This window comes from Janthinobacterium sp. GW821-FHT03C08 (assembly GCF_059420905.1).
In genome coordinates, this window is the sequence record NZ_JBWKUP010000006.1 from 171,557 (window position 1) to 184,981 (window position 13,425).

The 13,425-nt window shown below is 69.2% G+C and carries 11 protein-coding genes and 1 pseudogene; 4 read left to right on the forward strand and 8 right to left on the reverse strand.

All coding sequences use genetic code 11. The features are described from left to right. Positions 1–524: 524 nt before the first annotated feature. From AC07VL_RS10205 to AC07VL_RS10220, 4 genes and pseudogenes are all read left to right on the forward strand, one after another. A pseudogene (locus AC07VL_RS10205) lies at positions 525–1,008 on the forward strand (SDR family NAD(P)-dependent oxidoreductase). An 80-nt stretch (positions 1,009–1,088) separates the two neighbouring features. After that, entirely contained in the window at positions 1,089–2,561 is a 1,473-nt protein-coding gene (locus AC07VL_RS10210) for an efflux transporter outer membrane subunit (protein ID WP_494805721.1), read from the forward strand. Next, a complete protein-coding gene (locus AC07VL_RS10215; RefSeq protein WP_494805722.1) occupies positions 2,558–3,724 on the forward strand; it encodes an efflux RND transporter periplasmic adaptor subunit in 1,167 nt (388 codons plus the stop codon). Before AC07VL_RS10210 ends, AC07VL_RS10215 begins: the two co-directional genes overlap by 4 nt. Continuing rightward, entirely contained in the window at positions 3,721–6,834 is a 3,114-nt protein-coding gene (locus tag AC07VL_RS10220) for an efflux RND transporter permease subunit (protein WP_494805723.1), read from the forward strand. Before AC07VL_RS10215 ends, AC07VL_RS10220 begins: the two co-directional genes overlap by 4 nt. Here the strand turns inward: AC07VL_RS10220 and AC07VL_RS10225 are convergent. The 8 genes from AC07VL_RS10225 to AC07VL_RS10260 all read right to left on the reverse strand — a co-directional run bounded on the left by AC07VL_RS10225 (position 6,825) and on the right by AC07VL_RS10260 (position 13,333). After that, positions 6,825–8,177 carry a sensor histidine kinase gene (locus tag AC07VL_RS10225; protein ID WP_494805724.1) on the reverse strand — a complete coding sequence of 451 codons (1,353 nt, stop codon included), beginning with the start codon at positions 8,175–8,177 and terminating at the stop codon, positions 6,825–6,827. The genes AC07VL_RS10220 and AC07VL_RS10225 overlap by 10 nt on opposite strands. Beyond that, a complete protein-coding gene (locus AC07VL_RS10230) occupies positions 8,153–8,815 on the reverse strand; it encodes a response regulator transcription factor (protein ID WP_494805725.1) in 663 nt (220 codons plus the stop codon). The genes AC07VL_RS10225 and AC07VL_RS10230 overlap by 25 nt, the downstream gene beginning before the upstream one ends. 46 nt (positions 8,816–8,861) lie before the next feature. Next, positions 8,862–9,635, reverse strand: coding sequence for a COG4705 family protein (locus AC07VL_RS10235; RefSeq protein WP_494805726.1), 774 nt, complete (start codon positions 9,633–9,635; stop codon positions 8,862–8,864). Positions 9,636–9,699: 64 nt separating this feature from the next. After that, entirely contained in the window at positions 9,700–10,296 is a 597-nt protein-coding gene (locus AC07VL_RS10240; protein WP_494805727.1) for an undecaprenyl-diphosphatase, read from the reverse strand. Between the two features lie 51 nt (positions 10,297–10,347). Then, positions 10,348–10,698, reverse strand: a complete 351-nt coding sequence (locus AC07VL_RS10245; protein ID WP_494805728.1) for a PepSY domain-containing protein — start codon at positions 10,696–10,698, stop codon at positions 10,348–10,350. A gap of 97 nt (positions 10,699–10,795) precedes the next feature. Further along, on the reverse strand, positions 10,796–11,227 hold the full coding sequence (locus AC07VL_RS10250) for an EamA family transporter (protein WP_494805729.1): 432 nt from the start codon (positions 11,225–11,227) through the stop codon (positions 10,796–10,798). Next, positions 11,224–12,663: a sensor histidine kinase gene (locus tag AC07VL_RS10255; RefSeq protein ID WP_494805730.1), complete on the reverse strand. Its 1,440-nt coding sequence runs from the start codon at positions 12,661–12,663 to the stop codon at positions 11,224–11,226. Before AC07VL_RS10255 ends, AC07VL_RS10250 begins: the two co-directional genes overlap by 4 nt. Then, positions 12,650–13,333 (reverse strand): response regulator transcription factor, encoded by a 684-nt coding sequence (locus AC07VL_RS10260; RefSeq protein ID WP_494805731.1) that lies wholly within the window; start codon positions 13,331–13,333, stop codon positions 12,650–12,652. The genes AC07VL_RS10255 and AC07VL_RS10260 overlap by 14 nt, the downstream gene beginning before the upstream one ends. Positions 13,334–13,425: the final 92 nt, after the last annotated feature.

A 13,425-nucleotide genomic window follows, 5' to 3' on the forward strand; every position in this document is an offset into this window, starting at 1 on the left:
TTTCTCGATTCAGTGCCTGCTGATCCCGGTCAAGCTGGTCACCTTGAACTCCGTCACCTAAGGCAACGAGCTTAATTTTGATGACGCGGTGCGAGCCCTGGTAACGAACGCAGCCAGTACCTTGATCAGGATGCCAGCTGGATTCCGGTCTTGATCAGCAGGAGCGCCCGGTGCGTCAACTGGCTACGCACTTCGGCACTCTCGCCCCTGAGCGCGGCTCCCAGCATCCCTGCAAGCAGCTCGACATCCTTCACGCTCAGATCGGCGCGTATTGCGCCTGACGCAACGACGTCCGGCATCGCCCCTGGGTGGTTTGTCGGTATCTGGCTGCATAGCCTGCCATCTTAGCGTAAAGGAATTCGAAATTGATAGGGGTGGCAAGCGCAAAACACAAAATGGTCATCGATGACCACTTTGTGCTGGGTGTCAATTTCAAACATATCAAGGAGCGAAAAACGTGTTACAGGAAAAGTTGCGCTGGTTACTGGCGCCGCTACCGGCCAGGGCGAGGCTGAAGCCAGGAGCTGGCCAAAGAGGGAGCATGGGGGATCGCCTCCGACATCAATGACGCGGCGGTGCGCGCGGTGGTGGCATCCATCAATGGGGAGCGCCCGGGCGCGGCATTGGCCATGCGCCACGACGTTTCGTCGGCGGAGGATAGGGCGCGGGTAGTGAAGGAAGGCAGGGACGCCTTCGGGCCAATTACCATTCTGGTCAATAACGCCGGCATGCTGGCGCCGGCCCCCTACAATCTGGTGAGCCACGAACATTGGCGCCATCGTCAATATCGCGTCGCTGGCGGTTGTCAATGCTGGCGGCCGCTTCAGCGCCTATATCGCCAGCAAATGCGCCGTCGATGCCATCTCGCGCGCCGCGGCGGTGGAACTGGCCCCGCTGAATATCACCGTCAATACGGTCAACCCGGGAGTGATCCACACCGCGTGGTTTACCACCGGCACGGCGCAGGTGAGCGGCGCGGCACCGCGGCGGCTCGCCTGGAAAGCATGAATTAAATTTCATCTGGCGGCGAAGGGGGTTTTAGCCCCTGCGGCCTATTCTGGACACCAGTTCAGAACGAGGCCATCACCATGACATTCCCATCACGACCGGCCAGGGGGCTGGCCCTGGCCACCCTGGCTGCCACCGCCGTCCTGCTGGGCGGCTGCTCGCTGGTGCCCGTCTACGAGCGGCCGCAGGTGGACCTGGCACCCCGCTGGAATAGTTACCAGACGGCACCTTTGGACGCCACCGTGCCCGTGCAGAGCGGCTGGTGGCGCAGCTTCGGCGACCCCGCGCTGTCCGCGCTGGAGGACCGGGCGTTGCGCGACAGCCCGACCCTGGCGCAGGCCAGGGCGCGCATCGAACAGGCGCGCGGCACGGCCCAGTCGGCCGGTGCCGCGCTGTATCCCACCGTCAGCCTGAACGGCACGCTGGACCGCGTGCACAACGGCAGCGGCACGACGGCGAAGGTGGGCAGCGGCAGCAGCAGCAACACGCAGAGCCTGTTTGCCCAGGCCGGTTACGAGCTCGACTTCTGGGGCAAGAACCGCGCGGCCGGCGATGCGGCGCAGGCGCTGGCGCAGGCCAGCGTGTATGACGCCGACACGGTGGCGCTGACGCTGACCGCCTCCGTCGCCGATACCTATTTTCAGCTGCTGTCGTTGCGCGAACGCCTGCGCCTGGCGCAGGGCATCGCCGACGACGCGCAGCGCCTGCTGGCGCTGGTGCAAAGCCAGGCCGACCTGGGCGTGGCCAGCAACCTGCAAGTGGAGCAGCAGCGCAGCGCGGCGGCCAGCTTTGCCGCGGCGCTGCCGCCGCTGCAGCAGCAACTGGAGCAGAACAGCCATTTGCTGGCCGTGCTCGTGGGCGCCACGCCGCAGCAGTTCGCGCTGGCTGACGGCGGCGTGCAGGCCGTCGCCGTGCCGCAGCCGCAGGCAGGCCTGCCGGCCAGCATCCTGCAGCGCAGGCCGGACATCCGCGCCGCCGAAGCGCGCCTGCAGGGCGCCAATTTCGACATCGGCGTGGCGCGCGCCGCCTTTTACCCGAGTCTCGCCCTGACGGCCAACGCGGGCGTGACCAGCGCCGCGCTGGGCCAACTGCTGTCGTCCAACCCCATCCTCGACATCGGCGCCGCGCTGGCGCAGACCCTGTTCGACGGCGGCCAGCGCCAGGGCCAGCTGACGGTGAGCCGGGGCCGCGCTACGGAACTGGCGGCCGCCTACCGTGGCACGGTGTTGGGCGCCTTGCAGGAAGTCGAGGACGGCCTGAGCGCCACCGTGCACCAGCGCGAGCTGGAAGCGGCGGCGCAGGACGCGGCCAGCTCGGCGCAGCGCGCCAGCACCCTGGCCGAGGCGCAGTACCGGCTGGGCAGCAGCGATTTCCTCAACGTGCTGACGGCGCAGCGCACGCGCGCCCAGGCGCAGGACGCCTTGCTGCAAGCGCGCCTGGGCCGCCTGCAGGCGGCGGTGGGCCTGTTCCGCACCCTGGGCGGCGGCTTCGACGCCGGCGGCGATACGCCCTCCATGTCACCCCTTTCATCCATTTCGGGAGTCACACCGTGAACCAAGAAGAACACAGCAGCACTGGCGCGGGAGCGTGGCGCGGCCGCTGGCTGCTGGCCGCGCTGATCGCGGCCCTGGCCGCCGGCGGCGCGTATGCGCTGCATAAACCGGCACCGGCGCCGGCCGCCAGGGCCGCCATTCCCGTCCACCTGGGCGTGGCCGAACGGCGCGACATGCCCGTCTGGCTGTCGTCCGTCGGCACGGTCACGGCCCTCAACGCCGTCGACATCAAGACGCGCATCGATGGCCAGCTGCAGAAGATCGCCTTTGCGGAAGGCCAGGAAGTGGCGCCCGGCGCGCTGCTGGCGCAGATCGACCCGCGCCCCTTGCGCGCGGCCCTGCAGCAGGCCCAGGCCACCTTGCAGAAGGATGCGGCTTCCGTGGCCAGCCTGCGCCTCGATGCGCAGCGCTACGCGAAACTGGCCGAGATCGGCGCGGGCAGCACGCAAAGCCGCGATACGAGCCAGGCGCAGCTGGCCGCCCAGCTGGGCGCCGTGGCGGCGGACCAGGCGCAGGTGGAAACGGCGCGCCTGCAGCTCGATTACGCCACCATCCGCGCGCCGTTCGGCGGCCGCCTGGGCATGCGCCAGGCCGACGTGGGCGCCATGGTCAAGGCGGCCGACGCGGCCGGCCTGGTGACCTTGACGCAGATCGCGCCCATCACCGTGCTGTTCTCCGTGCCGCAGGAAAACCTGGGCGAACTGGCGCAGCAGCAGGCCAGGGCGCCGCTGGCCGTTGCCGTGGCCGACGCCTCGGGCGGCAAGCCGCTGGCCGATGGCCGGCTGGCCTTCATCGACAGCCAGGTCGATGCGGCCACGGGCCAGATCAAGCTGAAGGCGGGCTTCGCCAACGCCGACCGGGCCCTGTGGCCGGGCCAGCTGGTGACGGCGCGCCTGCTGCTGCGCACGGACCATGGCGTCGTCGCGCTGCCCAGCCGCGCCATCATGACGGGCCAGGATGGCAACTTCGTCTACGTCACGGGGCCGGACCACAAGGCCAGCGTGCGCAAGGTGGCCACGGGCGCCAGCGATGGCGCCTACACCACCGTCACGGCCGGCCTGCAGGGCGGCGAACAGGTGGTGCTCGACGGCCAGAGCCGGCTGGCGCAAGGTACGCCGGTGACGGCCATGGCCATGGCTGCTGCCGCGCAGGGAGCACGATGATGTCGCTTACCGAACTGTTCATCCAGCGCCGCGTCGGCACCTCCTTCCTCGCCATCGGCGTGCTGCTGGTGGGCCTGGTGGCGTATTTCATGCTGCCCGTGGCGCCCCTGCCGCAAGTCGACTTCCCCACCATCCAGGTGCAGGCCAAGCTGCCAGGCGCCAGCGCCGACACCATGGCCACTTCGGTGGCCACGCCGCTGGAACGCCAGCTGTCGGCCATTCCCGGCATCACGCAGATGACTTCATCGAGCTCGCTGGGCACCACCTCGATCACGGTGCAGTTCGACCTGGCGCGCAATATCGACGGCGCCGCGCAGGACGTGCAGACTGCCATCAACGCGGCCGGCGGCAGCCTGCCGAAGAACCTGCCCAGCCCGCCCACCTACCAGAAGACCAACCCCGCCGACTTCACCTTGCTGTCGCTCGCGCTGACCTCGGACACCATGCCGCTGACGGAGCTCGACGACTACGCGGAAAACCACGTGGCGCAGCAGATTTCGCAGATGAACGGTGTCGGCCTGGTCGACTTCCACGGCCAGCAGCGGCCCGCCGTGCGCGTGCAGGTGGACCCGGACAAGCTGGCGGCGCTGGGCCTGAGCCTGGAAGACGTGCGCGGCATCATCGGCACGCAGACCGCGAACGCGCCGAAGGGCACCCTGAACGGCCCGGACAAGGCCGTGGTGCTGAATGCCACCGACCAGCTGACGGACGCCAACGGCTACCGCGCCATGGTGGTGGCCTACAAGAACGGCGCGCCTATCCGCCTGGGCGACCTGGGTCGGGTTCTCGACGCGCCCGAGGACACGCACCAGGCGGCGTGGCTGCAGGGGCGCCGCGCCATCATCCTCGATGTGCACAAGCAGCCCGGCTTCAACGTCATCGACACCATCGCCAACGTCAAGGCCAGCCTGCCGCAACTGACGGCCAGCCTGCCGCCGGCCGCGCGCCTGGACGTGGTGGGCGACCGCACGCAGACCATCCAGGCTTCCGTCAGCGACGTGCAGTTCACCCTGATGCTGACGGTGGGCCTGGTGGTGCTGGTGATCTTCTCCTTCCTGCGCAACCTGTGGGCCACGGTGATTCCCAGCCTGACCATCCCGCTGTCGCTGATCGCCACCTTCGGCGTGATGTACCTGTGCGGCTACAGCCTGGACAACCTGTCGCTGATGGGCCTGACGATCGCCATCGGTTTCGTCGTCGACGATGCCATCGTCGTCATCGAGAACGTCATGCGGCACATCGAGGAGGGCAAGGGGCGCCTGGAAGCTGCTGTGCTGGGCGTGACGGAAGTGCGCTTCACCATTGTCTCGATGACGATTTCGCTGATCGCCGTCTTCATCCCCATCCTGCTCATGGGCGGCATCGTGGGGCGGCTGTTCCGCGAGTTTGCCGTCACCGTCAGCGTCGCCATCGTCATGTCGGCCTTCGTCTCGCTGACCGTCACGCCCATGCTGTGCGCCTGGCTGATCAAGCCGGGCGCCGAGGAAAAGGCGAAGCAGGGCCGTTTCTACCAGTGGAGCGAGGGATTTTTCCATTGCATGACGGCCGGCTATGGCCGCCTGCTCGACATCGTGCTGCGCCACCGGGGCCTGACCCTGGCCGTGACCATCGCCACAGTGTTCGCCACGGCGGCCCTGTTCGTGGCCATCCCGAAGGGCTTCTTCCCGCAAGCCGATTCGGGCCTGATCGTCGGCCTGGCGCAGGCGGCGCCCGATACCTCGTTCGACGCCATGTCGGCGCGCATCCAGCAGTTGGGGCGCATCGTCAAGAGCGATCCGGCTGTCGACAATGTGTACTTCTGGATCGGCGCCAATCCGACCCTGAGCCAGGGACGCATGATGATCAACCTCAAACCGTTCGGCGAGCGCACGGCCAGCGCCGACCAGGTCATGGCGCGCCTGAAGGCGCGTACGGCCGTGGTGCCCGGCATCGTGCTGCAGATGCAGGTGCGCCAGGATATCCAGGTGGGCGGGCGCATCTCCGCCGCGCAGTACCAGTACACACTGCAGGGCACGGACGTGGCCAGCCTGAACCAGTGGTCGACGACCCTGACGAAGCAGCTGGCGGCGCTGCCGCAGCTGCGCGACGTGTCATCGGACCTGCAGTCGTCGGCCAGCAGTGCCACCCTGACCATCGACCGCGCCACGGCGTCGCGCTTCGGCATCACGGCGCAGGCCATCGACGACACGCTGTACGACGCCTTCGGCCAGCGCCAGGTGGCTACCATGTTCACGCAGCTGAACCAGTATCACGTGATCCAGGAAGTCGACCCGGCCTTCCAGCTGTCGACGCAGGCGCTGGAACACCTGTTTGTGCGCTCGCCGCTGACGCAGCAGCTGGTGCCTTTGAACCTGCTGGCCAAGGTGACGCAGGGCGTCTCGCCCATCACCATCAACCACCAGGGCATGTTCCCCGCCGTGACCATCTCGTTCAACCTGGCGCCGGGCTACGCGCTGGGCGACGCCGTCACGGCCATCCACGACGCGGAAGCGGCCAGCGGCATGCCGGCCACCCTGAACGGCACTTTCCAGGGCGCGGCGCAGGCCTTCCAGAGTTCCCTGAAGAGCGAGCCGTGGCTGATCCTGACGGCGCTGGTGGCCGTGTACATCGTGCTGGGCGTGTTGTACGAAAGCCCGATCCACCCGCTGACCATCATCTCGACCTTGCCGTCGGCCGGCGTGGGCGCCTTGCTGGCGCTGATCATCTGCGGCCAGGACCTGTCCATCATGGGCATGATCGGCATCATCCTGCTGATCGGCATCGTCAAGAAGAATGCCATCATGATGATCGACTTCGCGCTGGTGGCGGAACGGGAGCAGGGCCTGTCCGCGCTCGAGGCCATCCGCCAGGCCAGCCTGCTGCGCTTCCGGCCCATCATGATGACCACCATGTCGGCCCTGTTCGGCGCACTGCCGCTGGCGCTGGGGCACGGCGCGGGCGCGGAATTGCGCGTGCCGCTGGGGATCTCGATCGTCGGCGGCCTGATCGTGTCGCAGGCGCTGACCCTGTTCACCACGCCCGTCATCTACCTGTACTTCGAGCGCGCCGCCAAGGCGCTGGAACACCGGCGCGATGCGCGCCATGGCGCGCTGGCCGAGAGTCAGGCTTGACGGGCCGCCGGCAGGCGCACTTCGGCCAGCAGGCCCGTGCCGCCGGCCGCATCGGCGCAGCCCAGCGTGACGCTGGCGCCCAGGCGCTGGCAGATGGCGCGCACGATGGACAGGCCCAGGCCGGCGCCTTCCTCGCCGCTGCCGAGCACGCGGTAGAACGGGGCGAAGACGCGTTCCCGTTCGGCCGCAGCGATGCCGGGGCCATTGTCGGACACGGCGAGGATGGCGAACCGGCCCGCGCGCCGCAGCGACAGGTCGACCTTGCCGCCCGGCGGCGTGTAGCGGATGGCATTGCCGGCCAGGTTGCGCAGCACCGTGGCCAGGTCGGTGGCACCGGCCTGCACCAGGACGTCGCCGCCGGCCAGCATGCCGATATCGATCTGCCTGGCCTCGGCCAGGGGCAGCAGCTCTTCCAGCACCTGGCGGCAGATGGCATCCACGGAGGTGGCCGGCGCGGCCGCCGCCTCTGCCGCTTGCTGCGCCCGCGCCAGCGACAGCAGCTGCTCCAGCAGGGCGCGGCTGCGTGCCATGCCTGCGCGCAGGGTCGCCAGCCGCGCCTGCGCTTCCGCGGGCAGCGGCGTGGCGGCCAGGCGCTCGGCCTGCAGCGACAGGGCCGTCAATGGCGTGCGCAGCTCATGCGCCGCGTCGGCGATGAAGCGGCGCTGTTCGTCCATCGAGCGGGCCACGCGCCGCAGCAGCCGGTTGATGGCATCGGCGTAGGGACGAATTTCGGCGGGCAGGGCGGCGCTGGCGACGGGCCGCAAGTCGTCTTCGCCGCGCGCATCGACGGCGCTGGCGGCGTCGCGCACGGGCGCAAACACCTTGCGCACCAGGTCCGTGACGACCAGCAGCAGCACGGGCACGAGCAGCAGGAAGGGGATCAGGGTCAGCAGGGCGCTGTCGCGCGCCGTTTCATCGCGCACCGAGGTTTCCTGCGCCACGGCCAGGCGGTGTCCGCCGCTGGCGCGCACCATCACGCGGTAGGTTTCGCCATCCGCGCGCACCGTCTGCAGACCGTCCGGCAAATTGGCGGGCAGGGCAGGTTCACCGGCAGCGTGCGTCCCCAGCAGCTGCACATAGACCTTGCTGTCGCTATCGCCATCGCCCTGCGCCTCGGCGCTGTCCGCTGGCGCCAGCGGCTGGCGGCCGGCCAGCGCGGCCACCTGGCGCAGCATGTCGTCCTGCAGGGCGTGCGCCTGGCGGAAGGCGGAATAAAAGGCGAAGGCGCCGGCCAGCACGGCCACGCAGCAGATCGCCAGGGCCAGCCACAGGGACAGGCGCCAGCGCAGCGAAGTGCGCAGGGCATTGCTGACGCGCTTCACGCGCCCTTGGAGGTCATCCATCCCACGCCCCTGACATTCCTGATGACGGCCGTGCCCAGCTTCTTGCGCAGCGCATGGATGAGAAATTCGACGGCATTGCTTTCCACTTCCTCGCCCCAGCCGTAGATGCGCTCTTCCAGTTCGCTGCGCGAGAGGATGGCACCGGGGCGCAGCAGCAGGGCGTGCAGCAGGGCGAATTCGCGGTTCGACAGCTGTACGGGCGCCGCGCCGCTGGCCGTCGCTTCGCGCGTGGCCGGGTCGAGCGAGACGCTGCCGTTGCCCAGCACGGGGGCGGCCGCGCCGCCCTTGCGGCGCAGGACGGCGCGCATGCGCGCCAGCAGCTCGGCCATCTCGAACGGTTTCAAGACATAGTCGTCGGCGCCGCCATCGAGGCCCAGCAAGCGCTGTTCCAGCGCGTCGCGCGCCGTGATGACCAGCAGCGGCACGTTGTTCCTGGCGCGGATGGCGCGCAGCACGTCCTGGCCATCCTTGCCGGGCAGGCCCAGGTCCAGCAGCACCAGGTCATAGTGCTGGCACGCCAGGGTATCGAGCGCCGTCTGGCCGTTGCGCACCCAGTCGGCCGCGTACGCGGCGTCGCGCAGCGCCGCCTGCACGGCCGCGCCTATCATGGCGTCGTCTTCCACCAGCAGTACCCGCATGGCTGTCTTTCTTTGATGTCTTGCCGTGATTTTCACATATTTGTCCTCAGCACGGTGCGGCATGCCTGTGCGTGGCCGACAGATAGGCCACCAGCGCGACGATGGTGGCGAGGAACAGGGCGCTGGTGGCGACGGTGCCGTAACCGAGGCCGCCATTGCCGGCCGGCTGCGACAGCAGGTCGCCGCAGGCGGCACCGAAGGGGCGCGTGAGCACGTAGGCGACCCAGAAGCAGGCCACGCCGTTCGCCTGGAACAGGTAACGGGCGGCGGCCGTGGCGGCGATCAGGGCGCCGAACAGCAGGGCCGCGTGCGCGTAGCCGAGCTGCATGCCTTCGGCCACCCAGTCGCCGGCGGCCGTGCCCAGGGCGAAGGTGAACAGGATGGCGGCCCAGTAAAACCATTCGCGGCGCGGCGTGACGATGCTGTCGATGGAGAGGGTGCGTTCGCTGCGGTACCAGAGCAGGAAGGTGGCGGCCAGCGCAGCGCAGAAGGCGCCCGTGGAGGCGGCCAGCGGCACGCCCAGCTGGTCGGTGAGGTTGTCCGTCAGCAGGGTGCCGAACACGCTGACGCAGACCACCACCAGCCAGTACAGCACGGGAACATAGCGGCTGGCGCGCAGCTGCGCCCACAGGCTCAGGGCCAGCAGGGCGCCGACGACGGCCGTGGTGCCGCCCAGGCCGAAGTGCAGGTCGGCGTTCAGGTAGTCGGCGCCCGTCTCGCCCACGGTGGTCGACATCATCTTGATGATCCAGAACAGCACGGTGGCGTGGGGGACCTTGTTCAGCCAGGCGTGGCTGGCGGCGGAGGATGGCTGGGGCATGGCGGACTCCGTTCAGTGGTGGTGCGGCCAGTGTGGGGCGCCAGACTTAGGCCAGCCATAGCCTTCAGGGACGCAGCCAGCCGCGCGCGATGAGGGGCGCGAACAGGGCGCGGTAGACGCGGATGGCTTGCCGCGCCAGCGCCAGAGCGAGCGGCTGCGGCAGGCAGGCCAGCAAGGCGGTGCTGGCCAAGGCGACCAGCGCCGCGCCCAGCATGTCGAACGGGAAATGCACTCCCAGGTAGATGCGCGCCCAGGCGGCGGGCAGGCCCAGCAGGGCAAGGGCGGCACCGGCCGCGCGCGTGGACGGTTGCAGCAGCAGGGCGCAGGCGGCGCACCAGATGACGGTCAGGTGATCGCTGGGAAACGAGGAATCGGCCACGTGCGCGATGAAGGTATGCCCGAGGTGCAGCATGAACGGGCGCGGATGCTGCCATCCCAGGCCGATCAGCTGGTTGAGGCACAGGCCGGCGAGCACCGTGGCGGTGGCCGCCAGCAGCCGCGCGCGCAGCGCCTCGCCGCCGCGCAGCCAGGCGACGACGGCGGCGGCAGGCAGCAGCCAGATCAGCCATTCGCCGAACAGCAGCGCCAGGGCGAGGGTGACGGGGGAGGGCGCCGCCGGGCCGTTGAGCAGGGCGAACAGGGCGAAATTGAGGTGTTCCATAGTTTAGCTGGCAGGCCGGCCCGACTCGGTCGGGCCGGCGGGTTGGCGGGATCAGTCGTCGTCGTGCTCGCGTTCGCGGCCGTCGCGGTCGGCCTTGTCCTCTTGCGAGGACAGCACGGCGCCCTTGTCGGCATCGATGCGCACGTCGAAGACCCTGGCGCCGCTGGCCACTTCCACGTCGAAGACCCAGCTGCCTTTTTCATGTTCGAATTCGGCGCGCGTAGCCTTGCCGCCTGCATGCTGCTCGGCCGCGGCGACGGCCTGGCTGAGAGAGATTTTGGCCTTGGCGATGGCCAGGGCGTCGTTGTCCATGGCGGCTTGCTGGCCCGTCACGGCCCAGGCCACGCCGCCGACCGTGGCGAGGGCGACGACGAGTAATGTCAGTTTGGTATGGCGGTACATGGTTTCCTCCTGTGGTTGCGCGCGTGGGGTGCGCCATGGAGAGCATAGGGCGCGAGACTTAGCTGTCACTGAGCGCGCCGCAGCTTCGGGAGAAAACCTAGAAGATCACCATGATGATGGACCCGGCGACGATCAGCGCGGCCCCCAGCGCCACGGGCCAGGTCAGGGTCTCGCCCAGGAAGACCACGCCCAGCACGATGGCCAGGGCGACGCTGAGCTTGTCGAGCGGCGCCACCCGGCTGACGGGTCCCAGCTGCAGCGCGCGGTAATAGCACAGCCAGGACAGTCCCGTGGCGATGGCCGACAGCACCAGGAACAGCCAGCTGCGCGCGCTGATGGTGGCGGGACTTTGCCATTCGCCGCGCAGCGAGACGATGCCGCCGATGACGGCGAGGATGACGACGGTGCGGATGAAGGTGGCCAGGTTGGAATTGAGGCCCGCCACGCCCAGCTTGCCGAACAGCGCCGTCAGCGCGGCAAAGACGGCGGAGGCGAGGGCGAAGGTGATCCAGTTCGATTGGGGCGTCATGGGGCGGGCATCCTTTCAGGCACGGAGGTATTCGGGGACATGGGCAGGCGCAGTTCGATGCGGCAGCCGGCCTGGCTGTCGGCGATGGCGATGCTGAAGCCGTGCAGGCGGGCGACGGCGGCCACCAGGCTCAGTCCCAGGCCGTTGCCGGGCAGGTGGCGGCTCGCCTCGCTGCGGTGAAAGCGCTGGAACACGGCTTCGCGCTCGGCGGCGGGAATGCCGGGACCCGTATCCTCGATGTCGATGCCGTAGCCCGCGTCGTCCTGCCACAGGCGCACGGCGATGCGGCCGCCGTCGGGCGTGAACTTGATGGCGTTGTCGAGCAGGTTGCCGAAGGCCTCGAACAGCAGGCTCGCTTCGCCGCGCAGGGGCAGGCGCAGGGCCGCCGGACGCGCATAGTCGATGGCCAGGTGCTTTTCCTCGCCGCTGGGCTCATAGAATTCGATCACGTCATCGAGCACGGCGGCCAGGTCCACGTTCGTGAAACCGGCGCGGCGGATGCCGTCTTCCACCTCGGAGATGCGCAGCATGGCGTTGAAGGTGGCCAGCAGAGACAGCGTTTCCCCGATCGCCGCCTGCACCGCTGCATGGTAGTCGGCGGCGCTGCCGGCGCGGCGCTGCGCCCGTTCCAGGCCGGCCAGCAGGCGCGCCAGCGGCGTGCGCAGGTCGTGCGCGATGCCGTCGCAGACGCCCTTGACTTCGCGCATCAGCCGTTCGAGGTTGTCCAGCATGCCATTGACGACGATGACGAGGCGGTCCACGTCGTCGTTGGCGCCCTGCGCCGGGCGCTGCGGCAGGCGCTGGCTCAAGTCGCCGGAGACGATGGCTTCGATGGCGCGCGTGATGGCGTCCAGGCGGCGCACGGAGCCGCGGCCGATGATGGCTGCCCCCGTCATGCCCAGCAGCAGTGCCAGCGCCGCGGCCGACGCCAGGGCACGCACCAGCACTTCGTCGAACTCCTTGAACTCGTGCAGGTCCTGCGACAGCAGCAGGGTCTGGCCGTTTTCCAGCGCGAAGGCGGCCGCGCGCAGTTCGCGCCGGCCGTCCTGCACCGCCATGCTGACGGCGCGGCCGTCACGGGCCAGCGGGGGCAGGGGGCCGGGAAAGGTGCCGGCCAGGTGGCGGCCCTGCGCGTCGTACAGGCCGAAGGGACGCACGTTGTCGGGGTCGAGGCGGGCGTGGAAATCCACGCGCGCATGCAGCTCGGCGATACCGTCGCGCATGAGGCCATTGCGCTCGCGCGCCAGCCAGTCGTCGATGCGGCCCAGGGCGTAGGCGGAGATCTGCACGTACAGGAAGGCGAACAGCAGCAGCGAAATCAGGCCGTACAGGGCCAGGAACAGCAGCGCCATGCGGAAGCTGGCCGCGCGCCGCAGGCCATGCAGCAGGGCCGTGGGGCCGCCGGGGGCGGCTTGCCACCATTTAGTCGGGGGCACGGAAGACATAGCCTGAGCCCCGCAAGGTATGGATCAGCGGCGCCGTGCCGTCCGGGTCGATCTTCTTGCGCAGGCGGCTGATGTGCACGTCGATGACGTTGCTGCGCTCGTCGCTGCGGTAGTCCCACACGGCTTCGAAGACCATGGTGCGCGTGAGCACCTGGCCGGCATTGCGGAACAGGTATTCGAGCAGGCGGAATTCGCGCGGCAGCAGGTCGATGGTCTGGCCGGCGCGGCGCACGGTGTGCGTCAGCAGGTCCATTTCCAGGTTCGCCAGCTGGAAGCCCGTGACGGCGGGCGCCGCGTCGCGGCGGCGCAGCAGGGCGTCCAGGCGCGCCGTCAGTTCGATGAAATCGAAGGGCTTGGCCAGGTAGTCGTCGCCGCCCGCGCGCAGGCCGCGCACGCGCTCGTCCACGGCGGACAGGGCGCTGAGGATCAGCACGGGCGTGGTGGTGCCGGCCGTGCGCAGGGTGGACAGCACGGCCAGGCCATCGAGGCCGCCCGGCATCATGCGGTCCAGCACGATCACGTCATAGCTGCCGGTGACGGCTTTCAGCAGGCCGTCGCGGCCATTGCCGGCCAGGTCGACCCGGTGGCCATAGTCGGACAGGGCCGCGTCGATCTCGCTGGCCGTCTGCGCGTCATCTTCGATTACCAGCACCCTGGCCATGTTGTCCTCCTTGTGCGTGGCGGCGGCATATCGCCGCGCGCCCCTGATATATACTGGCCATTATGCCGTGCCGCCGGCTACAGGCGCTTCGC